Source organism: Streptomyces sp. NPDC057854, assembly GCF_042797055.1.
Classification (GTDB): Bacteria; Actinomycetota; Actinomycetes; order Streptomycetales; family Streptomycetaceae; genus Streptomyces.
In genome coordinates this window covers 50,743-75,243 of sequence record NZ_JBHVMF010000031.1, presented here as the reverse complement: position 1 = coordinate 75,243, position 24,501 = coordinate 50,743, and the positions used below count along the sequence as shown (strand labels likewise).

22 protein-coding genes are annotated in these 24,501 nt (G+C 71.2%); 18 read left to right on the top strand and 4 right to left on the bottom strand.

Features of this window, described 5'->3' with window-relative positions:
- Window positions 1–47: 47 nt before the first annotated feature.
- On the bottom strand, window positions 48–881 hold the full coding sequence (locus tag ACFVQZ_RS32795) for a hypothetical protein (protein WP_383628449.1): 834 nt from the start codon (window positions 879–881) through the stop codon (window positions 48–50).
- A gap of 333 nt (window positions 882–1,214) precedes the next feature.
- Here ACFVQZ_RS32795 and ACFVQZ_RS32790 point away from each other — a divergent pair, with 333 nt between their 5' ends.
- From ACFVQZ_RS32790 to ACFVQZ_RS32775, 4 genes are all read left to right on the top strand, one after another.
- Entirely contained in the window at window positions 1,215–1,622 is a 408-nt protein-coding gene (locus ACFVQZ_RS32790) for a hypothetical protein (RefSeq protein WP_030494238.1), read from the top strand.
- 133 nt (window positions 1,623–1,755) lie between these two features.
- A complete protein-coding gene (locus ACFVQZ_RS32785) occupies window positions 1,756–2,367 on the top strand; it encodes a hypothetical protein (protein ID WP_030494237.1) in 612 nt (203 codons plus the stop codon).
- Window positions 2,368–2,455: 88 nt separating this feature from the next.
- A complete protein-coding gene (locus ACFVQZ_RS32780; RefSeq protein WP_030494236.1) occupies window positions 2,456–2,746 on the top strand; it encodes a hypothetical protein in 291 nt (96 codons plus the stop codon).
- A 212-nt stretch (window positions 2,747–2,958) separates the two neighbouring features.
- Complete coding sequence (locus ACFVQZ_RS32775) at window positions 2,959–3,153, top strand: hypothetical protein (protein WP_383628446.1); 195 nt, start codon at window positions 2,959–2,961, stop codon at window positions 3,151–3,153.
- Window positions 3,154–3,189: 36 nt separating this feature from the next.
- On the opposite strand, the gene ACFVQZ_RS32770 is transcribed toward ACFVQZ_RS32775, so the two are convergent.
- Window positions 3,190–4,014, bottom strand: a complete 825-nt coding sequence (locus tag ACFVQZ_RS32770; RefSeq protein ID WP_383628444.1) for a hypothetical protein — start codon at window positions 4,012–4,014, stop codon at window positions 3,190–3,192.
- Window positions 4,015–4,317: 303 nt separating this feature from the next.
- Between ACFVQZ_RS32770 and ACFVQZ_RS32765 the strand changes: the two genes are divergently transcribed.
- From ACFVQZ_RS32765 to ACFVQZ_RS32700, 14 genes are all read left to right on the top strand, one after another.
- Entirely contained in the window at window positions 4,318–4,530 is a 213-nt protein-coding gene (locus ACFVQZ_RS32765) for a hypothetical protein (RefSeq protein WP_030494233.1), read from the top strand.
- A gap of 92 nt (window positions 4,531–4,622) precedes the next feature.
- Window positions 4,623–5,534, top strand: a complete 912-nt coding sequence (locus ACFVQZ_RS32760; protein WP_030494232.1) for a hypothetical protein — start codon at window positions 4,623–4,625, stop codon at window positions 5,532–5,534.
- 25 nt (window positions 5,535–5,559) lie between these two features.
- Window positions 5,560–6,765: a hypothetical protein gene (locus ACFVQZ_RS32755; RefSeq protein ID WP_030494231.1), complete on the top strand. Its 1,206-nt coding sequence runs from the start codon at window positions 5,560–5,562 to the stop codon at window positions 6,763–6,765.
- Window positions 6,762–8,063, top strand: a complete 1,302-nt coding sequence (locus ACFVQZ_RS32750) for a tape-measure protein (RefSeq protein ID WP_383628441.1) — start codon at window positions 6,762–6,764, stop codon at window positions 8,061–8,063. The genes ACFVQZ_RS32755 and ACFVQZ_RS32750 overlap by 4 nt, the downstream gene beginning before the upstream one ends.
- Before the next feature lie 132 nt (window positions 8,064–8,195).
- The gene (locus ACFVQZ_RS32745; RefSeq protein WP_030494229.1) at window positions 8,196–9,119 is read left to right on the top strand and encodes a phage distal tail protein; all 924 of its coding nucleotides are present in this window, start codon (window positions 8,196–8,198) and stop codon (window positions 9,117–9,119) included.
- A gap of 129 nt (window positions 9,120–9,248) precedes the next feature.
- Window positions 9,249–10,445 carry a hypothetical protein gene (locus tag ACFVQZ_RS32740; protein ID WP_383628438.1) on the top strand — a complete coding sequence of 399 codons (1,197 nt, stop codon included), beginning with the start codon at window positions 9,249–9,251 and terminating at the stop codon, window positions 10,443–10,445.
- Window positions 10,446–10,490: 45 nt separating this feature from the next.
- A complete protein-coding gene (locus ACFVQZ_RS32735; RefSeq protein WP_383628436.1) occupies window positions 10,491–11,675 on the top strand; it encodes a hypothetical protein in 1,185 nt (394 codons plus the stop codon).
- Window positions 11,676–11,713: 38 nt separating this feature from the next.
- Window positions 11,714–12,856 carry a hypothetical protein gene (locus ACFVQZ_RS32730; RefSeq protein ID WP_383628434.1) on the top strand — a complete coding sequence of 381 codons (1,143 nt, stop codon included), beginning with the start codon at window positions 11,714–11,716 and terminating at the stop codon, window positions 12,854–12,856.
- Between the two features lie 10 nt (window positions 12,857–12,866).
- Window positions 12,867–13,967, top strand: coding sequence for a hypothetical protein (locus tag ACFVQZ_RS32725; protein WP_383628432.1), 1,101 nt, complete (start codon window positions 12,867–12,869; stop codon window positions 13,965–13,967).
- Complete coding sequence (locus tag ACFVQZ_RS32720; protein ID WP_383628430.1) at window positions 13,967–14,608, top strand: hypothetical protein; 642 nt, start codon at window positions 13,967–13,969, stop codon at window positions 14,606–14,608. Before ACFVQZ_RS32725 ends, ACFVQZ_RS32720 begins: the two co-directional genes overlap by 1 nt.
- Window positions 14,609–14,631: 23 nt before the next feature.
- Entirely contained in the window at window positions 14,632–15,069 is a 438-nt protein-coding gene (locus ACFVQZ_RS32715) for an ATP-binding protein (protein ID WP_383628428.1), read from the top strand.
- A 73-nt stretch (window positions 15,070–15,142) separates the two neighbouring features.
- Entirely contained in the window at window positions 15,143–16,048 is a 906-nt protein-coding gene (locus ACFVQZ_RS32710) for an N-acetylmuramoyl-L-alanine amidase (RefSeq protein WP_030494222.1), read from the top strand.
- A gap of 11 nt (window positions 16,049–16,059) precedes the next feature.
- Window positions 16,060–16,293, top strand: a complete 234-nt coding sequence (locus tag ACFVQZ_RS32705; protein WP_383628426.1) for a hypothetical protein — start codon at window positions 16,060–16,062, stop codon at window positions 16,291–16,293.
- Window positions 16,280–16,543 carry a hypothetical protein gene (locus tag ACFVQZ_RS32700; protein WP_030494220.1) on the top strand — a complete coding sequence of 88 codons (264 nt, stop codon included), beginning with the start codon at window positions 16,280–16,282 and terminating at the stop codon, window positions 16,541–16,543. Before ACFVQZ_RS32705 ends, ACFVQZ_RS32700 begins: the two co-directional genes overlap by 14 nt.
- Window positions 16,544–16,597: 54 nt before the next feature.
- Here ACFVQZ_RS32700 and ACFVQZ_RS32695 read toward each other — a convergent pair whose 3' ends face one another.
- The gene (locus ACFVQZ_RS32695) at window positions 16,598–20,497 is read right to left on the bottom strand and encodes a DNA-directed RNA polymerase subunit beta' (protein WP_030494219.1); all 3,900 of its coding nucleotides are present in this window, start codon (window positions 20,495–20,497) and stop codon (window positions 16,598–16,600) included.
- Between the two features lie 98 nt (window positions 20,498–20,595).
- Window positions 20,596–24,078: a DNA-directed RNA polymerase subunit beta gene (gene rpoB / locus ACFVQZ_RS32690; RefSeq protein WP_030494218.1), complete on the bottom strand. Its 3,483-nt coding sequence runs from the start codon at window positions 24,076–24,078 to the stop codon at window positions 20,596–20,598.
- Window positions 24,079–24,501 lie beyond the last annotated feature (423 nt).

Genomic DNA, 24,501 nt, shown 5'->3' with positions numbered 1-24,501 from the left:
GTGTCCGGTCCGGACACGGGGCGCTCCGCCGTTTCGTCATGCCGCCGTCACGCCTCCAGGAAGGCGTGGAGGGAGCGGGTGAGGGCGTCGGCGAAGCGGGCGCGGACGGGCTCGCCGACGCGGTCGAGGGAGAGGTACGGGTTGAGGTCCTCCAGCTCCACGAGGAGCAGCCCGCCGTCCCGGGTGCGGCAGGCGTCGACGCGCTGGACGCCGTGCCGGAGCGTGTTCCAGTCGATGAAGCGGCGGGCGAAGGCGAGGTCGTCCGGGGTGGGCTCGTACGGCTCCAGGACCCAGCGGCGCTCGGGGTCGGGGGCGTGGACGGCGTACTGGAAGAGGTCGTCCACGAAGACGAAGGAGACCTCGTACACGAAGTCGATCCGCGGCTGGACGAGCAGTCCGCCGTCGAGGGCCAGTCCGGTCAGTTCCTCGTACGGCAGGAAGCGCAGCCCTATGGAGTCGGCGCCCGCCTTCGGCTTGACCGCGTAGAGCGCGGCGTCGGGGAGCCGGTCGAGGTCCTCGGCGCGGTCGACCGTGGGGATGACGGGGAACCCGGCGGCGGTGAGGTCGAGCAGGTACTGCTTGCCGGCCATGTCGCCGCGCCCGTGCAGCGGGTTGTAGACGCGCGTGCCGAGGGTGGCGGCCCGCTCGCGGAACCGGTCGTACGCCTCCTGATGGTGGAGCACGGGCCCGCTGTTGCGGACGACGACGCCGTCGAAGGCGTCCATCAGCGCGGCGGCGTCGCCCGGGTGGCACAGCGCGAGGTCGAACGCCTCGCGGAGCCGGGCGGTGAGCGCGATGTCCTCGTCGCCGTAGCGGCGCCCGCGCGCGGGATAGGCGAGGTCGGTGACGTACAGCAGCCGGGGGCGGGCGACGGCGGACACGGGCGGCTCCTCAGGGGTACGGCCCGGCCCGCGGGCCGGGAACGGTCAACCTACCGGTCCCCCGCCTCCCGCCGGAACCGGTATCCGCCGGGGTCGCGCCGCAGGTCAGAGCCGTACCGACCCGGCACGGACGCAGCGCGGACCCAGCACCTCGCCGTTTTAGTTGCGTGCGCGCACGCTCTCTGTCACAGTTGGTGCAGCGGCGGAGCTGTGCCCGGACGGGGCGCGGCTCCGCCGTCGGCCGTCCGGGAGCGGCGCCGCGCCCCTCCCCTCCCCGCCGGCGCCCCCGGACGGCCCCCTCCCTTCCCACCGCCCCTCCCGAGGAGAACCGCGATGACCACTCCCCCGAGTGCGTTCCCGGACGTCGAGAAGCTGGTCGTCGACGTCCTCAAGGCCGACCCGGCGCTGGCCGGGGCGGTGATCGCCGTGCAGGCGCCCGCCGGTTTCGACGGCACCCAGCGCGCCGTCCTGGTCAACCGCCGCGGCGGCGCCTGGATCGGCGACCTGCACGTCGACATGCCGCTGATCGAGTTCGAGGTGTACGGCCCCACCAAGAACGAGGCCCACGTCCTCGCCAACGCCGCCCGGCGCGCCCTGCTCGCGACCCTGGGCAAGCAGATCGGCGTCAACACCGTCCACGACGTGGAGGAGCAGGACGGGCCGCGCTGGCTGCCCGACTACCTCTACCGCGGCGCCAACCGCTACCTCTGCGTGCTGCGCCTCTCCCTCACCGTCTTCTGACGGCCCGCCGGACCCGCCCCGTCCCGTCCGGCCCCACCGACCAGGCCCCGCCGTCCGGCGGGGCCTTTGCCGTGCCCGGGTCCTTCCCTTCGCCCGGGCGCGGCGCCCTCACCCACCCAAGGAGAAACCCACCATGGCAGGAAACAACTCCGCCGAGATCCGCGTCGCCGGCACCGGCAAGCTCTTCGTGGCCGCGGCCGGCGCCGCCGCCCCGTCCTTCGGCGCCGACCCGGCGACCGACTGGTCCGCCACGACCTGGACGAACCTCGGCTACACCACCGGCGACGGCGTCACCTTCTCCAAGAAGGACAAGCTGGAGCCGATCGACACCTGGCAGTCGGTCTCCCCGGTGCACTTCATCTACTCCAGCCGCGACCTCTCGCTGAAGTTCTCGATGCTCCAGTTCAACGAGGACACGCTGCCGTTCTTCATGGGCGGCGGCAAGGTCGAGGCGGAGCCGGCCGCGGCGACCGACACGTACAAGTACGAGATCGCCGAGCGCCCGTACGCGGACGTCCGCGCCCTCGGCCTGGAGTTCACCGACGTCAAGGTCGGCGGCACCGCGGTCACGTACCGCTTCATCATCCCGCGCGGCCAGGTCACCGCCTCCGACGACATCAAGCTGGCCCGCAAGGCGGCGTCCACCCTGGGCATCACCTTCACCGCCATGTCGAACGGAGCCGGCCAGCCGCTGGCGACCTTCCTCATGAAGGACGACCAGTACAAGACCGGCGCCTCGGCCTGACCCTCCTCCGGGGCGGGACGGCCGGCCGCCGTCCCGCCCCGGGCCCCTCTCCGCCCCGCACGCACCCGATCAAGGAGTACGCATCGCCATGGCCCGTTTCGACGTCAACGCCGCCCGTGCCCAGCGCCAGGAGGCCCACGGCCGCACCTGGTCCTTCGAGCTGGACGGCGACACCTTCACCCTTCCGACCGAGCTGTCCCGCGCGACCGCGAAGGGCCTGCGCACGCTCGACGACAACGACGTGGACGGCCTGCTCGCGCTCCTGATGGGCGAGGAGCAGTTCGCCCGCTTCGAGGAGCACGACGTCACCATGCAGGACATCGCCGCCGTCCTGGAGGCGTACGGCAAGGAGACCGGGCTCGGCCTGGGGGAAGACTGAGCCTCGTCGAGTTCGTCGACGAACACGCCGAGGCCCTCGAAGCGGACCTCCTCCGCCACTACGGGATCGACCTCCTCGACTGGCACCGCGGTGAGCTCTCCAGCCGCCGGCTGCTGCTGCTGATCAAGCACCTGCCCCCGGGCAGCGCCGTCCAGCACGAGCTGCACGGCGAGGCGGCCGGGTGGTCGGTCACCGACCACCTGCTGGCGGCGGTGGTGGACCACCTGGCCGTCGCCAACTGGATGTTCCTGTCCGTCAACGGGACCGAGGACGGCGACCAGCCCGAACCCCCGAAGCCGGTGCCCCGGCCGGGCAGCGGAGGGGACGGGGAGGAGAGCCGGGACGGAGAGCCGGAACCGCCCGCCGAGGCGGTCTCCGCCGGCGAGCTGGCCCGTTTCTTCGGCTGACCGGTCCGCGCCCCGGCCCCCGGGGTCCGGCTCCCGTCAGGGGGCGGATTCCGGGGGCGCTTCCGGTGTCCGCTCGGCGGCCAGGTCCTCCTCCAGGGCCTTGGCCCGCTCGGAGAGGCGCCGGCCCCGGCCGGGGCGCTGGTCGGGGTCCCTGCGCTCGCCGCCCGCGCCCTGCTGGCCGGGGACGTGGGAGAGCGGCGGGACGATCGGGCGGCCGCCCTTGCCGCGGACGACCTTCCGGACGGGCTGCGGGTTCCGGCGCGTGCGGCCCTCCTGGGCCGCGGGCGGGAACTCCGGCTCCGGGCCGGGGGCGGGCTCCTTGTCGTCCTCGGGCTCCGGCTCGCGCGCGCCGAAGTCCGGCTCGTGTACGCCGAAGTCCGGCTCGTACGCGCCGGATTGCTCGTACGGCTCCTCGCGCGCGGGGCGCTGTTCGAAGAGCTCGCGCTCCCGGCGCACCCGCTCCTCCGCCTCGACGACGGCGGCCGGCGGTTCGAGGAGCCGGGCGAAGGGCAGCGCGATGACGCGGGCCCCGTCCCGGGGGCCGTCGTCGGTCCGGCGCTGCGGCCGCCGGATGCCCCGCGCGTCGCTCTGCCCCTGGGCGTACGCGTCGGCGACCCGGCGCTCGTACTCCCGGCGTATCCGGGGGAGTTCGTCGGAGACGGCCTCGGCCCAGCCGGAGGTGAAGGCGGTGGTCTCCCGGCGGTCGATCTCGGACCGGGGGATGACCACGAGCTCCTCGGGGGCGTGCCCGTGGACGTGGACGAGCTCGGAAAGGCGTGCGAAGAGGTGGGGCAGATCGGGATGGGAGGCGAGCCAGTCGACCACCCGCTCCCGCCGGTTCGCTCCGGGATCCGTGTCCATGCGTCAGTGCTGCCTTCCAGCCCCCTGGGGATCCCCCGCGCGCCCCTCGCGCCCCTCGCTCCCCGAGCGGTCGGTCCGAGGGAACGCGTCGTCCAGATTACCTGCTCGAACTTTCCCTTCGATCACCGCCAACTCGTTCGGGAACGTGACGAGAAGACACGCCGTCACACCTATCCCGCTCGACAAACCCCGAACAGATGTCCCACACTCTGTTCGCACAACAGTTCGATAACGTGGTGCCCCCGCTCCCCACCCCGCGGCGCCGCCACGCACGCACGGGCAAGCAACGGAAGGCAGGCGTCCATGACTCAGCCGGGCGAGGCATCGCGACCGCACATCCCGCTCCAGGACCGCCTCCGCCGGCTCCTCGACGGCCCCGTCGCCCTCGACAGGAGAGCGCTGCTCGGCACGCTGTGCGCCGAGGTCTCCCGGTACGAGGCCCTTGCGTACGCCGCCGGCTGGAACGACGCCCTGGCGGCGGTGCGGCGCGGCCCCCGCCGGGCCCCCGACGCCTAACCCCAGCGCACCGCCCCTGCGAACGAGCCCCTGCCGGAGACCGGCAGGGGCTTTTCGGCGCTTGGCCCGCACGGGCCGGAAGCGGAGCAACCATGGCAGAAACGAACGTCCCCGACCTGATCGCGGACCTCAAGATCACGGTGGTCCAGGGGCACATACGGCAGATCCTGGAGCACGCCGAGGTCCTCGGCGAGCTGTCGATCAACTTCTCCTACCTCAAGGAGAAGGTCGACGAGATGCACAAGGAGATCGTCAAGAACCCCGTCACGGAGTACTGGGAGGCCGCCGGCTTCGGCGGCATCGCCGCCGGCATCGAGAAGCTGTACGAGGGCGAGGGCATCGGCACCGCCATCAACTACTGGCTGTCGAACGGCGCCGGCGCCCTGGCGGCCATCGTCATCGGCGGCGTCGCCCTCTACATCTCGGGCAAGCTCACCAACATCCAGCGGTCGATCCAGGAGTTCTTCAGTCGCGACGGCCTCATCCGGGGCTACGACGCGAACGGCGACGTCACCCGGCAGACCCGCCAGGCGATCGAGGACCGGGAACGCCGGGTCGCCAACGGCGGCACCAGCCTCGCCGACCTCGTGAGCAACCCGGCCAACGCCCAGCAGGCCGAGACGCTGGCCAGGGCGCTCGAAAAGCTGAACCCGCAGGTGGAGAGGTTCGACGCGAAAGCCCCCTCGTTCCTGAACTCGTTCCAGAGGCTGCCGAACCAGAGCAAGGCCGACAAGGCGGCGACCGTCCTCGGAACGGTGGGCGAGGCCATCAAGAAGGTCAACACCACGAAGCTGAAGAAGATCGCCGACGGCCTCGAAAAGCTCAACAGGGAGCTGGACACCTTCCAGCCCGCCAAGCTGCCCACGGACACCCAGCTCGGGAACACCGCCCAGGCGATGAGCAACCTCGTCACCCAGACCGAGTCCCTCCGGGAGAAGTTCCAGGGCCTGCGCGGCAGCATCAGCTCCCTCGACGACGTCATCGCCGGCTCCGGCGCCCGCTGACCCCACCCACGAAAGGAGGTACACCATGTCTCTCGTCAGGAACCTCAAGAACGCGTCGACCGCCCTCAGCGGTTTCAAGTCCCAGGCGGCGAACGCCGGCACCTCGGTCAGGAAGGTCGGCGACGCCGGCCGGTCCGCGTCCGGCCAGCTCAGGACGCTGCGTACGAACGCCCAGGGCGCCGGCACCCAGCTCAAGAACCTCAAGACCGCGTCCGACCAGGCCGAACGGGCCATGCGGAAGGCCGGCTCCACCGCCCAGTCGGCCGGCGGCAAGCTCGCCCGGTACGAGTCGGGCGCCGGCAAGGCCGCCAAGGGCCAGGACAAGCTCAACCGCTCCATGAAGGGCAACTTCCTGGTCCGGCTGCTCGAACTCTTCATGCCGCTCATCGAGGCGATCGTCGACATGGCGCTGCGCTCGAAGACGATGCAGACGGTCCTGAAGAAGGCGTTCAGCGCGATCAAGAGCGTGATCAGCTCGGTCATGAAGGCCATCGGGCCGATCATGAAGAAGGCCGGATCGCTGATCAAGAGCGTCTGGAACGGCATCAAGAAGGCCATCTCGACCGTCGTCAAGGCGGTCGCCACCGTCATCAAGACCTATGTGAAGGTCTGGAAGACGGTCATCACCACGGTGATGAAGGCGATCAAGACGGTGATCAGCACCGTCTGGAACGGCATCAAGCGCGTCATCACCCCCGTCGTCAACTGGATCAAGTCCGCGATCCCCCGGGCGTTCAGCGCGGTCAAGGACAAGATGTCCTCGATCTGGAACGGCCTGAAGTCCATCGCGTCCCGCGCCTTCGACGGCATCAAGAACGGCGTGAAGGGCCCGATCAACTCCGTCATCGGGCTCATCAACCGCATGATCGGCGCCCTGAACAAGGTCAAGGTCAGCGTCCCCGGCTGGGTGCCCGTCGTCGGCGGCAAGACCTTCGGCGTCTCCATCCCGACCATCCCGATGCTCGCCACCGGCGGCGTCGTCATGCCCCGCACCGGCGGCGTCCCCGCGATCCTCGCCGAGGCCGGCGAGGCCGAGGCCGTCCTGCCGCTCTCCAAGCTCGACCGGCTGCTCGCCCTCACCGCCCGCCGGGCCCGCCAGGCCCAGGGCCAGGCCGCCTCCGCCGGCGGCGGACTGCACATCGAGCACTACCACGCGGCCCGCGACAACAACCCGAAGGCCACCGCCGACGCCCTCATGTACCTCGTGAAGGCGCGGGGAGCCCGCGCATGAGTGCCGCGGCCGTCGCCATGCCGCGGTTCCGCATGGCGCTCTCCCCCATGAGGAGCCTCCAGCAGGGGGCCGCGGGGGCGAGCGGAGCGGCCCGGAACCTCCGGCAGGCCGTCCAGCGGGCCGCCGGCGGCACCGGCGCCCTCGGCACCGCGGCCCGCACCGCGGGCACGGCCGTGCGCACCCTCGGCCAGAACGCCGCCGGGACCCGCACCACCCTCGACAAGCTCCGCCGCTCCCCCGCCACCGCCCGCGTCAAGCGGCTCGGCACCGCCGCCGGCAAGGCCCGCACCGCCACCCGGAGGATCGCCACCGGCGCCGGCGCGGTCCTCGGCGTCCTGCTGCCCCTGCTCCCCGTCACCGACGTCATCGCCGGCCTGATGGGCACCTTCGGCACCGTCATGACCGTCGCCTCGGTCGCCATGACAGGCGTCAACGTCGCCATGCGGGCCAACCCGCTCGGCTTCCTCGTCGGCCTGATCGTCCCCGTCGCGGCGTACCTCATCGAACTGGCCGTCAGCTCGCGGACCGGGCAGCGGATCGTCCGGCAGGGCCTCCAGCAGGCCCTCAAGGGCTTCCAGGCGGTCTGGAACTTCCTCCAGCCGGTCCTGAAGCTCATCGGCAAGGCCGTCACCACCTACGCCAAGGCGTACCTGACGGTCTTCAAGAGCGCTCTGCGGAGCGTCGGCGCGGCCATCGGCGGGATCGCGAGGATCGGCTCCGCCGTGCGCTCGGCGACCACCGCCCTGCGCTCCATCGCCTCCCGCACCATCGGCGGCGTCAAGAGCGCCGTCCAGCCCGTCCTCCGCTGGATCACCGACAAGATCCCCGGCTTCTTCCGCACCGCGAAGGACGCCGTCTCGAAGGCCCTGCGCGGCATCGGCGAACTGGTCAAGGGCGGCCTCAGCGCCGTCCTCGGCGTCGTCAAGGGGCCGGTCAACGGCCTCATCGCCTTCGCCAACTGGATCATCGACGGACTCAACAAGCTGTCCTTCGAGATCCCGCTCACCGGCAAGAAGTTCGGCGTCGAACTCGACAAGCTCCCGATGCTCGCCGAGGGCGGCATCGTCTCGCCCGGCACCCCGGACGAGCACCGCATCGACCCGCTGTCCCAGCTGGAGAACCGCCGCGTCCCGGCCCTCACCGAGGCGCCGCCGCGGCCGCACCGCATCCGGGACTTCCACGAGGAGCCCGGGGCCGGCCCCCGGTCGGCCGCCGAGGACCTGCTCTTCCTGCTGACCGCCCACACCGGGCCGCAGGACGCGGCCGACTGGCCGGCCCTCACCGGCGCCCGCGCCTGAGCCGCCGCCGGCCTCCGCGCCGCGCCGCCGGGCCTCCGCGCCGCCCCCCGAAGGCCCGGCGGCCCGAACCCCCGAAGGACCCGGGCCGCCCGGTCCTTTCCGCACGCCCATCCGAAGTGAGGTGACGGCCGCATGGCCGAGACCACGATCCCGTACGCCGGAAACTCCCACACCGCCGACCTCGCGCCCGGCTCGCTCATCACCCAGGACGGGCAGATGCAGTGGGCCGGGCTGCTCATCGGCCCCGGCACCCCCTTCGCCGTCGACAAGTCCGGCCTGTCCGGCTGGGAGGACCTGCCCGAGTACGACTCCTCCGACGCCGACCGCCCGACCTCCCACGGCGCCTGGCCCGGCTCCCGCTACGCCAAGCCGCGCAAGACCGGCGGCACGATCGTGCTGGTGCCCGAGCACGGCGGCGCCCCCGCGGCCGTCCGGGCGCTGCGGCAGGCGCTGGCCCTGCTCGACGAGGAGCGCTGGCTCGCCGTCCGGCTGCACGGCGAGACCCTCGCCGTACGGGCCCGGATCGCCCAGCGGGTGGTCCCCGCCGACCAGGGCTTCGCCACCCAGGGCAGCTCCCGCATGTCCGTGCAGTGGCTCGCCGCCGACCCGCGCCGGTACGCGGTCAACGAGCAGATCGTCTCCACCATGCCCCCGCAGCCGGAGGCCGGCATCACCTGGCCGCTGACCTGGCCGCTCGACTGGGGCGAGGCCAAGAGCACCGGCGACGCCGTCGTCGAGAACACCGGCTCCGCGCCCACCCACCCGGTGATCGTCTTCCGCGGCCCCTGCTCGATGCCGAGCGTCACCGAGCGGCTCAGCCGGCGCCGGCTGCGGTACGCGATCGACCTGGCCGCCGGCGACGAGCTCACCGTCGACACCCGGGCGGGCACGGTCATGCTCAACAACTCCGCCTCCCGGCTGCACACGGCGATGGCCGACTCCACCCCGGAGGAGCTGTTCGTCCTGGAGCCCGGCCGCACCGACCTGTCCTTCCGGCCCGAGGAGGGCACCGAGCAGGCCCTCATGACCGTCCGCTGGCGCAGCGCCGAGTGGTGACGGCCGCCCCGGCCCGCTCCGTACGCCCCGCGCCGCCCGACCCGTGCCGCACGGCCCGCTCCGCGTGAGCCCCGGCGCCCGGACCCCGGCGGCCGTACCGCTTCCCCTCTCCCGACCCGAGGTGACCCCATGACCGTACGAGCCGCCTGGCTCCAGCCCACCGGGCAGACCCGCGAGGACACCCGGCTGGCCCTCGCCGCCCTCCTCACCCCCAGCGGCCAGAGCACCACGGAGACCCCGCTACGCTCCCGCCCCGGCGTCCTGCCGGGCGGGCTCGCGCTCACCGGCAGCGCGCCCATGCAGGCCACCATCGGCACGGGCCGCGCGATCGTCCAGGGCAAGGACACCGCCCAGGGCGCCTACCTGGTCGCCGTCACCGCGCCGGAGACCCTGACCCTGGCGGACGGCGACGCCCAGTACGACCGGATCGACCTGATCGAACTGGCCGTCGTCGACGAGCCCTACGACCGCGCCGGCACCACCGAGGCCGTCATCCGCCTGGTCAAGGGCGAGGCGAGCGCCACCCCGGTCGTGCCGCCCAGCGGCACGGGCAGCGTCCTCACGCTCTACACGGTCAAGGTGCCGAAGGGCACCTCGGCCGGCACCGGCGGCATCGGCTGGAACTCCGGCGCGGTCACCACCCAGCACTGGCCGGTCGTCGCCCTCGGCGGGATCATGCCCGCCAGCGGCTTCAGGGGCGCCTACCCCGGCCAGTACCGGGACACCGCCGGGCTGCTCCAGCGCTGGGACGGCACCACCTGGGTCTCGTACCCGAAGGCGATCGGCGGCATCGCGCCGTCCACCACGACCTCCGGTTCCTACGCCGGGCAGTTCCGGGACACCGGCCGCGGCCTCCAGCGCTGGGACGGCGCCGCCTGGCAGTACACCGACGGCGCCGCGACCCTGCTGCTCAGCGCCACCCAGTGGCTGACCACCCAGCAGCAGACCGTCCCGGTGAACACCTGGACCACGCTCAGCCTGCCCACCGTGGAGGTCGACGACGGCGCCGGCTGGAACGGCACCACCACCTACACCGTCCCGCGCGGCGGCTGGTGGCGGGTCTCCGCCCACGCCACCTTCGCCGGCGACGGCCAGACCGGCATGCGCGGCGCCCGGATCCTGGTCAGCGGCGCCGGACAGTCCCGGATGACCTGGCTCCTCCCGGCCGGCAACGGCGCCGTCTCGGTGGGCGGCAGCGGCGTGCTCAAGCTCGTCGCCGGCGACACCCTCCAGCTCGCCGGCTTCCACAGCCACACCGCGTCGCTCAAGACCCTCGGCGGCTCCGGCTACGCCTGCAACCTCACCGCCGAGTGGCTCAGGTCCTGACGCCCGCCGCCCCTCCTCCGGCCTTCCCCTGATTGGAGAACCCCCGTGAACCTGCGCAGCAGCTGGGTCGCCGAGATCGGCCAGACCCGCGAGGACACCCGCCTCACCCAGACCGGCGTCACCACCCTCGCCAACCCCGTCCAGGTCCGCTCCGGCATCCTGCCCGGCTCCTACGACGGCCAGTACCGGCTCGCCGGCTTCTGGACCTTCGGCTCCGCCCCGATGACCGCGACCGTCTCCGAGGGCCGGGCCGTCATCCAGGGCGAGATCTCCCAGGGCGCCTACCCGGTGACCCTGCCGACCTCCGAGACCCTCACCTTCGCGCCCGGAAACGCGTACAACCGCATCGACCTGATCGTCCTCAAGATCTACGACGACCTGTACGACGACAACCAGCGGTACGAGGCGAAGCTGGAGATCATCCAGGGCACCGCCGAACCGAACCCGCAGGTCCCGCTGGTCCCCGAGCGCTGCCTGCCGCTGTACGAGGTGCTGGTGCCGGCCGGCGTCAGCGCGGGCAACGGCGGCATCCCGTGGAACACCTCGCTCAAGGACCTGCGCACCCCGGTGGTGAGCCTCGGCGGCATCCTGCCGGTCGAGGGCCCGGTCCAGCCCGGCGCCTACCCGGGCCAGTACCAGGACGCCGGCGGCGCCCTCCAGCGCTGGGACGGCGGCGCCTGGGTGTCCTACCCGTCCGCGCTCGGCGGCATCGTCCCGAACTCCGCCTCCTCCCTCACCGCCAGCTACACCGGCCAGTACCGGGACTCCCCCACCGGCGTCCTCCAGCGCTGGAACGGCACCGCCTGGGTGCCGGCCGTGCCCGGCCCGTACTTCGCCGACACCGCCGACGCGGGCGAGACCGGGTCCGGCACCTACACCCCGACGCTGGAGAAGAGGGCCACCAACCCGCTCCGGGTCAGCTTCGTCGCCCCGCCGTCGAAGGCGGTCGCCGTCGGCTTCGGCTCCCGCGTGCGGTCGCGCGACGACCACTACGCGTACATGGCGCTGGAGCTGAGCCTGGGTTCGACGGTCATCAGCGCCCCCCTGGACGAGTACGCGGCCATGGCCGCCAGCGCCACCACGGTCTCGGTCTCCAGCACCCGCCGGATCTCGAACCTCACGCCGGGCGCGACCTACACGCTGACGGCCTTCTTCCGGATCGTCCCCAACACCCTCGGCTACAAGGCCTCCTTCGACAACTCCTTCATCAAGGTCGACCCGCTGCCGTAGCCCCGCCCCGGCCATCCGGCCACCGAGAGGAGAACCCCATGCCCCTGCGCCCCGGCTGGCTGCTGCCCAGCGGCCAGACCCGCCGGACGACCCGCCTCACCGACCTCGGGGCCGGCGTCCCCGTCGACCCGCTCGTCTCCCGCTCCGGCATCCTGCCGGGCTCCACCGACGGCAGGTACCGGGTCAGCGGCCTGTCCCTGGCCGGCAGCGGCCCGATGACCGCGACCGTCCACGCCGGCCGGGCCCTCGTCCAGGGCCGCCCCGAACAGGGCGCGTACCCCGTCGCCCTCGACGGCGACACCGTCCTCACCTTCGGCGACGGCGACCCGCTCCACCCGCGGATCGACCTCGTCGTCCTGCGGGTGTACGACGACGAGTTCGACAGCCTCACCCGGTACGAGGCCGTCCTGGAGGTCGTCGTCGGCCAGGCGAAGGCCGACCCGGTCGCCCCGCCCGTCCCGCCCGCCTCGCTGCCGCTCTTCACCGTCCGGGTCAAGGCCGGGACCTCCGCCGGCACCGGCGGCATCGCCTGGACCGGCGGCGACCTCACCGACCTGCGGGCCACGACCGTCGCGGTCGGCGGCATCCTGCCCGTCTACAACAACGCCGGCGTGCCGGGCGCCTACCCCGGCCAGTACCAGGACAACGACATCGCCCACCACCTCCAGCGGTGGAGCGGCACCGGCTGGGTCGCGTACCCCCGGGAGATCGGCGGCATCGCCCCCCAGGGGGCGCTCTCCGTCGGCGGCTACACCGGCCAGTACCGCGAGCACAACGGCGTCCTCCAGCGGTGGAACGGCACCGCCTGGGCGACCTACCACCCGCCGGTGGAGACCGAGTCCGTGACGGCCGGCGCGGTCGCGCTCACCGGCTGGACCCTGGTCGGCTACGAGGCCCGGCGCACCCGCGGCGGGCTGTGCACCACGCAGGTGACGCTCACCCGCAGCGGCGCCCAGATCGACGCCAACAGCGCCGGGAACATCAACGACGAGCCGCTGTGCACCCTGCCCTCCGGCTGGCGTCCCGCCCTCGGCATCGACGCGATCGCCTCGGACGGCTTCGGCGACGGCTCGGCCTGGCTCTCCCCGAGCGGCCAGGTCACCCTGCGCACGTGGGTCTCCAACGGCGCGCTCGTCCCGGGCCGCAACGTCCGCGTCAGCGCCACCTACATCCTTCCGTGAGGTCCGTCCCATGAGTCTCGACACCCCCTACCGGGCCGTCTTCTGCGACCTGGTGACCGACCAGACCCTCGACATCCTGCCGCTGCGGGACGTCTCCTTCGAGGACTACATCGGCCGCGCCGGCTCGCTCTCCGGCACCGTCCCCGTGCCCGACCGCGCGATGGCCGATCGGGCCCGCAAGATCAAGCCCGGCCGCACCACCGTGTACCTGGAGCGCGGCGGCTTCCTGTGGTGGGGCGGCATCGTCTGGACCACCAACCTCCAGGGCAGCGACCGCGGCGTGGTGACCCTCGGCGTCCAGGCGTCCACCTTCGACTCGTACGCGGCCCGGCGCCGGATCCGCACCGAGGTCAAGTACCACCAGGTCGAGCAGTTCGGGATCGTCCGCGACCTGTGGGCGCGGCTCGGCGCCGGCCTCGGGGCGAGCGCCGTCGAGCCCGGCGACGACGTGCCCGCGCAGGAGGTGCCGCGCTCCGCCTCCTACCAGCTCGGCGACGAGACCGCCTACCAGGAGGCGCTCGACCAGCTCGCGGCGTACGAGGATGGCGTCGAGTACCAGATCCTCGTCTACCGCGACCCGTCCGACGGGCGGCGGGTGCGCCGGCTCCGGCTCGGCTCCCCCAGGATCCGCGCCGGCGCCACGGACGTCGTCCTCGACCGCCCCGGCACGATCCTCAGCTACTCCCTCCCGGACGACGCCACCCGCGGCGGCACCACCTCGCTCGCCCGCGGCGCCACCGTCAACAACAACGCCGCCGCCCCCTCCCGGCCGACCCTGTCGGACGAGATCACGGCGACGGACCTGCCCGACCGCTGGCCGCGGCTGGACCTGTCGGCGGACTACAACGACATCAGCGACAAGGCCACGCTCGACGCGCTGGCCCGGGCCGCCCTGAAGGAGGCCCAGGGCTCGGTCCTCATCCCCGAGCTCAGCATCCGGCTCTCCGACGTCGTCCCCTCGACCCTCCTCGGCCGCACCGCCCGCGTCCGGATCACCGACGAATGGCACCCGACGGGCCTCGACGCCCGTTACCGGATCGTCGGCGTGAAGGTCCGGCCGGCCGAGCGGGGCCGCCCCGACACCGCAGATCTCGCCCTGGAGGAAGCCTGATGGCCCTGCTGCCCGAGGACATCGTCGACCGGCTGATCCAGATGGAGCGCCGGATCAACGCCCTGTCCACCGCGGTCAACGTCCGCCCGCCGCTGACCGAACTCACCAACGGCTCGCTCACCCTGAAGCGGCAGTCCGACCCGCACGACCCCGCGACGGCCGTCCTCGTCGCCCAGTTCACCACCAGCGGCCCCGGCGGCACCAAGCCCGTGCTGCGGGTCAACGACGCCTACGGCCACGAGATCCTCTCCGACGACATCCTCACCGGCGGCCTCGCCCGGCCCTGGCTGCCGATGCTGCCGCCGCAGGACCTGGCCCCGGCGAACTGGCCGGCCACCACCGCCACCTCCTGGACGACGATCGCCCAGTCCCAGAACCCCCTCTGGCAGCCCAAGATGCGGCTGCGGATGCTCACCCGGGTCTCCTCCGGGGCCACCGGACAGGTGCGGGTGCTGGTCGGCGGCGCTCCGTTCGGTCCGACGGTGGCCGCCGGAACGGTCTTCGACCACACCGCCGCCGTCACCACCGACCCGCAGGCCGACTTCGGCAAGGACCTCACCGTCGAGGTCCAGGCCGTCGTCACCAGCGCCTCCGGCACCGTCTACGCCCAGCCGGTGCTGATGCACGGCCGCCAGACCTGACCCCTCCCGAGAAGGAGCACCCCGTGATCCCCGATCCGCACCACCCCTGGGGCGTCGAGATCGACTACGCGGGCCGCGGCACCGTCGCCGAGCACGGCCACACCGTCGACCTGCGGCTGTACGACAACACCCTCGGCGGCCCGCTGGAGCGCGACCCGATGACCGGCGAGTACCCGGCGGTGTACGTCACCGCCCAGGTCGTCGAGAGCGGCGAGGGCGGCGCCCAGCTGCGCGGCCACGGCCTCGCCATGGTCCAGCCCGCGGGCGGGCGCCCCGCGGTGCCCGACCCGGACGCGGTCGTCCGGGCGGTCGCGGCCGCCCTCGCCGACTTCGCGTCCCGCCGGGCCGCCTTCGCCGCGCTCTGCGCCGCCTGGGCCCCGGCCCCCGCCCCGGAGCCCGCACCGGATCCCACCCCGGAGCCGGAGCCCACCCCGGCACCGGAGCCGGAGCCCGTCCCGTAACGCCCGCTCCCCGCCCGCACGCCCGCCCCGCGCCGCCGACGGCCGGGGCTCCCGCATGTCTGGAGGACCACAGATGGCCACTCCCCTGTCCGCGGACCGGCTCGTCGCCGCGCTCCGCGCCGAAGGCGTCACCGTCGTCGAGCACCCCGGCTGGCGCACCCACCACCGCAACGGCGCCGGCGCCTGGGGCCCCGTCGCCGGCGTCATGATCCACCACACCGTGTCCACCGGCACCGCGTCCTCCGTCGCGATGTGCTTCGACGGCTACGAGAGCCTCCCCGGCCCGCTCTGCCACGGCGTGATCGCCAAGGACGGCACCGTCCACCTCGTCGGCAACGGCCGCGCCAACCACGCCGGCGGCGGCGACCCGGCCGTCCTCCGGGCCGTCGTCACCGAGGCGTACGGCGACCGGCCCCCGGCCCCCCGCGAACACCAGGGCAGCCCCGGCGCCGTCGACGGCAACTCCCGCTTCTACGGCTTCGAGTGCGTCAACCTCGGCAACGGCACCGACCCCTGGCCGGCCGCCCAGCTCGATGCGATCGAACGGGTCTCCGCCGCGCTCTGCCGCGCCCACGGCTGGGGCGCCAGGTCGGTCATCGGCCACCTGGAGTGGTCCGACTGGAAGAGCGACCCCAAGGGCTTCGGCATGCCGGGGATGCGCGACCGGGTGCAGCGGCGCCTCGGCACGGCCCCGCGGCCGGCGCCCCCGGCGAAGCCCGCCACCCCCGCGTACCACCCGTTCCCCGGCACCTCCTTCTTCCGGAGCGCGCCCAGCTCCCCGGTGATCACGGCGATGGGCCGCCGGCTGACGGCCGAGGGCTGCGGACGGTACCGGGTCGGGCCCGGGCCGCGCTGGTCCGAGGCCGACCGGCAGTCGTACGCGGCCTGGCAGCGCAAGCTCGGCTTCCGCGGCGCCGACGCCGACGGCTGGCCGGGCGCCGCGTCCTGGAACGCGCTCAAGGTCCCGTACACGACGTAAGGAGAGACCCCATGTCCGATGCCGCGAAGCGCACGGCCCGCACCGTGCTGCAGACCGCCGTCGCCCTCGCCCTCGTCCTGCCCGCGCTCGTCGACGCCGCCGGGATCCCCGCCACCCTGCCGTGGGTGGCCGCCGCCCTCGCCGTCGCCGGCGGCCTGACCCGGGCCATGGCGGTCCCCGCCGTCCAGCTCCTGCTGCCCGCGTGGCTGCGGACGGAACCGGGCGGTGCCGATGACCGAGGCTGACCCGAACGACCCGGTCGCGGTCGCGCTCGAACTGGAGCGGCTGCGCGGCACCCTCGAAGCCGGCTTCGCCCGCGTCGACGGCTCGCTCGCCCTGCTCGTCCAGCGCAGCGACCAGACCGACAAGCAGCTCGCCGACCACGAGGCCCGCCTCGACGACCTGGAGCGGGCCCGCTGGCCGCTCGGCTCCATCGCCGCGATCACCGCCGGCGCCGGCGTGCTGGTCGCCCTGTGGGAGCTGACCTCCCGGTGAAACGCCGCAGGGCGGCACCCCCGGAAAGGGGTGCCGCCCTGCGGTCTCGCGCTCTTACTGGTTGTACGGACCGTAGTCGTAGTCCTCCAGCGGAACGGCCTGGCCGGAGCCGGTGCCGAACGGCGAGTAGTCGAGGTCGTCGTAGCCGACGGACGAGTACATCGCCGCCTTGGCCTCCTCGGTCGGCTCGACCCGGATGTTGCGGTAGCGGGACAGACCCGTACCGGCCGGGATGAGCTTACCGATGATCACGTTCTCCTTGAGGCCGATGAGGCTGTCGGACTTGGCGTTGATCGCCGCGTCCGTCAGGACTCGGGTCGTCTCCTGGAAGGAGGCGGCCGACAGCCAGGACTCCGTGGCCAGCGAGGCCTTGGTGATACCCATCAGCTGCGGACGGCCGGAGGCGGGGTGACCGCCCTCGGTGACCACACGACGGTTCTCCTGCTCGAACTTCGAGCGCTCGACCAGCTCGCCCGGGAGGAGCTCCGCGTCGCCGGACTCGATGATCGTCACGCGGCGGAGCATCTGCCGGATGATGATCTCGATGTGCTTGTCGTGGATCGACACGCCCTGCGAGTTGTAGACCTTCTGGACTTCGCCGACCAGGTGGACCTGGACCGCGCGCTGACCGAGGATCCGGAGCACGTCGTGCGGGTTGGTGGCACCCACGGTGAGCTTCTGGCCCACCTCGACGTGGTCGCCCTCGCCCACGAGCAGACGGGCACGCTTCGAGATCGGGTAGGCCGTCTCGTCGGTGCCGTCGTCCGGGGTGACGACGATCTTCTTGGTCTTCTCGGTCTCCTCGATGCGGACGCGGCCGGCCGCCTCGGAGATCGGGGCGACACCCTTCGGCTGACGCGCCTCGAAGAGCTCGACGACACGCGGCAGACCCTGGGTGATGTCGTCACCGGCCACACCACCGGTGTGGAAGGTACGCATCGTCAGCTGGGTACCGGGCTCACCGATGGACTGGGCGGCGATGATGCCGACCGCCTCACCGATGTCGACCAGCTTGCCGGTGGCCAGCGAGCGGCCGTAGCAGAAGGCACAGGTGCCGACGGCGGACTCACAGGTCAGGACCGAGCGGGTCTTGACCTCCTCGACGCCCGCGTTGACCAGGGCGTCGATGAGCACGTCACCCAGGTCGACGTTGGCCGGCGCGATGACCTTGCCGTCCACGACGACGTCCTCGGCGAGCATCCGCGCGTACACGGAGGTCTCGACGTCGTCCGTCTTCCGCAGGACACCGGCCTCGTCCTTGGCCGCGATCCGCAGCTTCAGACCGCGCTCGGTGCCGCAGTCCTCCTCGCGGATGATCACGTCCTGCGAGACGTCCACCAGACGACGGGTCAGGTAACCCGAGTCGGCGGTACGCAGGGCGGTGTCGGCGAGACCCTTACGGGCACCGTGCGTCGAGATGAAGTACTCGAGGACGGACAGACCCTCGCGGAAGGACGCCTTGATCGGACGCGGGATGGTCTCGTTCTTCGCGTTCGACACCAGACCGCGCATACCCGCGATCTGCCGCATCTGCATCATGTTTCCTCGGGCACCCGAGTCGACCATCATGAAGATGGGGTTGGTCTTGGGGAAGTTCGCGTTCATCGCCTCGGCGACCTCGTTGGTCGCCTTGGTCCAGATCGCGATGAGCTCCTGCGTGCGCTCTTCCTTGGTGATCAGACCGCGCTCGTACTGCTTCTGGACCTTCTCGTCCTGCTCCTCGTAGCCCTTGACGATGGCCTTCTTGGCCTCGGGCACGACGACGTCGGAGATGGCCACGGTGACGCCCGAACGGGTCGCCCAGTGGAAGCCGGCCGCCTTCAGGTTGTCGAGCGTCGCCGCCACGATGACCTTGGGGTAGCGCTCCGCCAGGTCGTTGACGATCTCGGAGAGCTGCTTCTTGCCCACCGAGTAGTCGACGAACGGGTAGTCCTCGGGCAGCAGCTCGTTGAAGAGCGCGCGGCCCAGCGTGGTCTTCAGACGGAACGAGTCGCCCGTCTGCCACTCCGGCTCGCCCTCCTCCGCGACCGGGGGGACCCAGCCGCGCGGCGGGACGGTGCCGATCGGGAAGCGGATGTCGATCTGCGACTGCAGCGACAGCTCGCCGGCGTCGAAGGCCATGATCGCCTCGGCCGTGGAGCCGAACGCGCGGCCCTCGCCCTTGACGTCCCGCAGCTCGCCGTCGGTGGTGAGGAAGAACAGACCGAGGACCATGTCCTGGGTCGGCATCGTCACCGGGCGGCCGTCGGCCGGCTTGAGGATGTTGTTCGAGGACAGCATCAGGATGCGGGCCTCGGCCTGCGCCTCCGCGGACAGCGGCAGGTGCACGGCCATCTGGTCACCGTCGAAGTCCGCGTTGAAGGCGGTGCAGACGAGCGGGTGGATCTGGATGGCCTTGCCCTCGACCAGCTGCGGCTCGAAGGCCTGGATGCCGAGGCGGTGCAGGGTGGGCGCACGGTTCAGCAGAACCGGGTGCTCGGCGATGACCTCTTCGAGGACGTCGTACACGACCGTGCGGCCGCGCTCGACCATCCGCTTCGCCGACTTGATGTTCTGCGCGTGGTTCAGGTCGACCAGGCGCTTCATCACGAACGGCTTGAAGAGCTCCAGCGCCATGGCCTTCGGCAGACCGCACTGGTGCAGCTTGAGCTGCGGGCCGACGACGATGACGGAACGCGCCGAGTAGTCGACACGCTTGCCGAGCAGGTTCTGACGGAAACGACCCTGCTTGCCCTTCAGCATGTCGCTGAGGGACTTCAGCGGACGGTTGCCGGGGCCCGTCACCGGGCGACCGCGGCGGCCGTTGTCGAAGAGGGCGTCGACCGCCTCCTGGAGCATCCGCTTCTCGTTGTTCACGATGATCTCGGGGGCACCGAGGTCGAGCAGACGCTTCAGACGGTTGTTGCGGTTGATCACACGGCGGTACAGGTCGTTCAGGTCGGAGGTCGCGAAGCGGCCACCGTCGAGCTGCACCATCGGACGGAGGTCCGGCGGGATGACCGGCACGCAGTCGAGAACCATGCCCTTGGGGCTGTTCGCGGTCTGCAGGAACGCGGAGACGACCTTGAGGCGCTTGAGCGCACGGGTCTTCTTCTGGCCCTTGCCGGTGCGGATGATCTCGCGGAGCTTCTCCGCCTCCTCCTCCAGGTCGAAGGACTCCAGGCGCTTCTGCAGCGCCGCAGCACCCATCGAGCCGTCGAAGTACGTGCCGAAGCGGTCACGCAGCTCGCGGTAGAGGAGCTCGTCGCCCTCCAGGTCCTGGACCTTGAGGTTCTTGAAGCGGGACCAGACCTCGTCCAGACGGTCGATCTCGCGCTGCGCGCGGTCGCGCAGCTGCTTCATCTCGCGCTCGGCACCCTCGCGCACCTTGCGGCGCACGTCGGCCTTGGCGCCCTCGGCCTCCAGCTCGGCCAGGTCGGACTCGAGCTTCTTGGCGCGGTTCTCCAGGTCGGAGTCGCGGCGCTGCTCGATCTGCTGGCGCTCGACGGAGACGTGGGCCTCCAGCGACGGCAGGTCGCGGGTACGGCGCTCGTCGTCGACGTACGTGATCATGTACGCCGCGAAGTAGATGACCTTCTCGAGGTCCTTCGGGGCGAGGTCGAGCAGGTAGCCCAGACGCGACGGAACGCCCTTGAAGTACCAGATGTGGGTGACGGGAGCGGCCAGCTCGATGTGGCCCATCCGCTCACGGCGCACCTTGGCGCGGGTGACCTCGACGCCACACCGCTCGCAGATGATGCCCTTGAAGCGGACGCGCTTGTACTTGCCGCAGTAGCACTCCCAGTCCCGGGTCGGACCGAAGATCTTCTCGCAGAAGAGTCCGTCCTTCTCGGGCTTCAGGGTGCGGTAGTTGATGGTCTCCGGCTTCTTGACCTCGCCGTGGCTCCACTGACGGATGTCGTCAGCGGTGGCCAGACCGATCCGGAGCTCGTCGAAGAAGTTGACGTCGAGCACTATGCGTCAATCCCTCTCAGGGTTGTAAGGCTGTGGGGTCTGATACGGGGGTCCTGGGGCCGGCGGGCCTTGATCGCTCAAGGCCCGCCGGACTCCCGTCAGACCTCTTCGACGCTGCTCGGCTCGCGCCGGGACAGGTCGATGCCGAGCTCCTCCGCTGCGCGGAAGACGTCCTCGTCGGTGTCGCGCATCTCGATGGACATGCCGTCCGAGGACAGCACCTCCACGTTGAGGCACAGGGACTGCATCTCCTTGATGAGCACCTTGAAGGACTCGGGGATGCCGGGCTCAGGGATGTTCTCGCCCTTGACGATGGCCTCGTAGACCTTCACGCGGCCGGTCACGTCGTCGGACTTGATCGTCAGCAGCTCCTGGAGGGCGTACGCGGCGCCATAAGCCTCCAGCGCCCACACCTCCATCTCACCGAAGCGCTGACCACCGAACTGGGCCTTACCACCCAGCGGCTGCTGGGTGATCATCGAGTACGGACCGGTCGAACGGGCGTGCAGCTTGTCGTCGACCAGGTGGTGCAGCTTGAGGATGTACATGTACCCGACCGAGATCGGGTCCGGGAACGGCTCGCCGGAGCGGCCGTCGAACAGGCGCGCCTTGCCGGACGGGAGCACCATGCGCTCGCCGTCGCGGTTCGGGATGGTGTGCTGGAGCAGGCCGGCGAGCTCGTCCTCACGGGCACCGTCGAAGACCGGGGTCGCGACGTTGGTGCCGGGGGCGACGGAGTCGGCGCCGATGGCCTGGAGGCGCTGCGCCCACTCGTCCGCGAGGCCGGAGACGTCCCAGCCGCGGCTGGCGAGCCAGCCGAGGTGGATCTCCAGGACCTGTCCCGGGTTCATTCGGGACGGGACACCCAGCGGGTTGAGGATGATGTCGACCGGGGTGCCGTCCTCGAGGAAGGGCATGTCCTCGATCGGGAGGATCTTGGAGATGACACCCTTGTTGCCGTGGCGGCCGGCGAGCTTGTCACCGTCGGTGATCTTGCGCTTCTGGGCGACGTAGACGCGGACCAGCTGGTTCACGCCCGGGGGAAGCTCGTCGCCCTCCTCGCGGTCGAAGACGCGGACGCCGATGACCTTGCCGGTCTCGCCGTGCGGGACCTTCAGCGAGGTGTCGCGGACCTCACGGGCCTTCTCGCCGAAGATCGCACGGAGCAGGCGCTCCTCCGGGGTCAGCTCGGTCTCGCCCTTGGGCGTGACCTTGCCGACCAGGATGTCGCCGGCGACGACCTCGGCACCGATGCGGATGATGCCGCGCTCGTCGAGGTCGGCGAGGACCTCCTCGGAGACGTTCGGGATGTCCCGGGTGATCTCCTCGGGGCCGAGCTTGGTGTCACGGGCGTCGACCTCGTGCTCCTCGATGTGGATCGAGGAGAGGACGTCGTCCTGGACGAGGCGCTGCGACAGGATGATCGCGTCCTCGTAGTTGTGGCCCTCCCACGGCATGAACGCGACGAGCAGGTTCTTGCCCAGCGCCATCTCGCCGTTCTCGGTGGCCGGACCGTCGGCGAGGACCTGGCCCTCGATGACGTGGTCGCCCTCGGCGACGACGACCTTCTGGTTGACCGAGGTGCCCTGGTTCGACCGGGAGAACTTGTGCAGGCGGTACGTGTTGTACGTGCCGTCGTCGTTGGCGACCGTGATGTAGTCGGCCGACAGCTCCTGGATGACACCGGACTTCTCGGCCTTGAGGACGTCGCCGGCGTCGGTGGCGCAGCGGTACTCCATGCCGGTGCCGACGAGCGGGGCCTCCGCCTTGATGAGCGGGACGGCCTGGCGCATCATGTTCGCGCCCATGAGGGCGCGGTTGGCGTCGTCGTGCTCGAGGAACGGGATCATGGCGGTCGCGACCGACACCATCTGGCGCGGCGAGACGTCCATGTAGTCCACGTCGGCGGGCTCGACGTAGTCGACCTCGCCGCCACGCTTGCGGACGAGGACGCGGTTCTCGGTGAAGCGGAGGTCGTCGTCGAGCGCGGCGTTGGCCTGCGCGATGACGAACCGGTCCTCCTCGTCGGCGGTGACGTAGTCGACCTCGTCGGTGACCTGGCCGTCGACGACCTTGCGGTACGGCGTCTCGATGAAGCCGAACGCGTTGACGCGGCCGTACGAGGCGAGCGAACCGATCAGACCGATGTTCGGGCCTTCGGGGGTCTCGATCGGGCACATGCGTCCGTAGTGGGACGGGTGCACGTCTCGGACCTCGAAGCCGGCCCGCTCACGGGAGAGACCACCGGGGCCCAGCGCGGACAGACGACGCTTGTGCGTCAGACCCGAGAGCGGGTTGTTCTGGTCCATGAACTGGGACAGCTGGCTGGTGCCGAAGAACTCCTTGATGGAGGCGACGACCGGCCGGATGTTGATCAGGGTCTGCGGCGTGATCGCCTCGACGTCCTGGGTGGTCATGCGCTCGCGCACGACCCGCTCCATACGGGCGAGACCCGTACGGACCTGGTTCTGGATGAGCTCGCCGACGTTGCGCAGGCGGCGGTTGCCGAAGTGGTCGATGTCGTCGGTCTCGACGACGATCGAGGAACCGTTGTCGCCGACCGTCTCGGTCTCGCCGGCGTGCAGCTTCACCAGGTACTTGATCGTCGCGATGATGTCCTCGACGGTCAGGATCCCGGCGTCCAGCGGGGCGTCGGCGCCCAGCTTCTTGTTGACCTTGTAGCGGCCGACCTTGGCCAGGTCGTAGCGCTTCGGGTTGAAGTACAGGTTCTCCAGCAGGGTCTGCGCGGCCTCGCGGGTCGGCGGCTCGCCCGGACGGAGCTTGCGGTAGATGTCGAGCAGCGCGTCGTCCTGGCCCTGGGTGTGGTCCTTCTCCAGGGTGGCGCGCATGGACTCGTACTCGCCGAACTCCTGGAGGATCTGCTCGGTGGTCCAGCCGAGGGCCTTCAGGAGGACGGTGACCGACTGCTTGCGCTTGCGGTCGATGCGGACGCCGACGAGGTCGCGCTTGTCGATCTCCATCTCCAGCCAGGCACCCCGGGACGGGATGATCTTGGCGGAGAAGATGTCCTTGTCGGACGTCTTGTCGATGGAGGAGTCGAAGTAGACGCCCGGCGAGCGGACGAGCTGCGACACGACGACACGCTCGGTGCCGTTGATGACGAAGGTGCCCTTGTTGGTCATGAGCGGGAAGTCGCCCATGAAGACCGTCTGGGACTTGATCTCGCCGGTCTCGTTGTTGGTGAACTCGGCGGTGACGAAGAGCGGGGCGCCGTACGTGAAGTCACGGTCCTTGCACTCGTCGATGGAGTTCTTCGGCGGCTCGAAGCGGTGGTCGCGGAAGGTCAGCGACATCGACCCGGAGAAGTCCTCGATCGGGGAGATCTCCTCGAAGATCTCCTCCAGGCCGGACTTCGTGGGGACGTCCTGTCCCGACTCGAGAGCAGCCTCGACGCGAGCCTTCCAGGCGGCGTTGCCGAGCAGCCAGTCAAAGCTCTCGGTCTGCAGCGCGAGGAGGTTCGGAACCTCGAGGGGCTCCTTGATCTTTGCAAAGGAGATGCGCAGCGGGGCGGTGCTTGCGCCGGTGTTCATGTTGTTCGAGGCGTTGCGCGAGGCGGCCAAGAGGGGGTCCTTCCGAGGGCTCGGACTCACTACGCGCGTACCGGTCCCCAGCAACGCTTCACGGCAGACGTTTCCTGAAGTGGCCAAAAGACCAGGTCAGACGGGGTCGGTCCACGAAGCTGATGCGAAGGTATGCCCCTGGTGACGGGCAGGGGGCAGCTAACAGGCAGCGCAAAGGGTCAGTGTAGCCACTTGGCTCACTGATGTCCAGGGCGACTGCTGCGCGACCCTCGTTGCTCTCAACTCCGCGGTACTCGCGCCGTGCGGCGCACCTCGATACTGCCCGTTCGGTCGTCGATCCATGCCTCGGAAACGGATCGTTGTGACGACGCGTCCTGAGAATTGCGCGCGGCGTGCCGTTCGTCAAGGCCCCCGCCGGTGTGCGGCGCACGGCGAAGATCACCATACTCCGCTTCCGGAGGC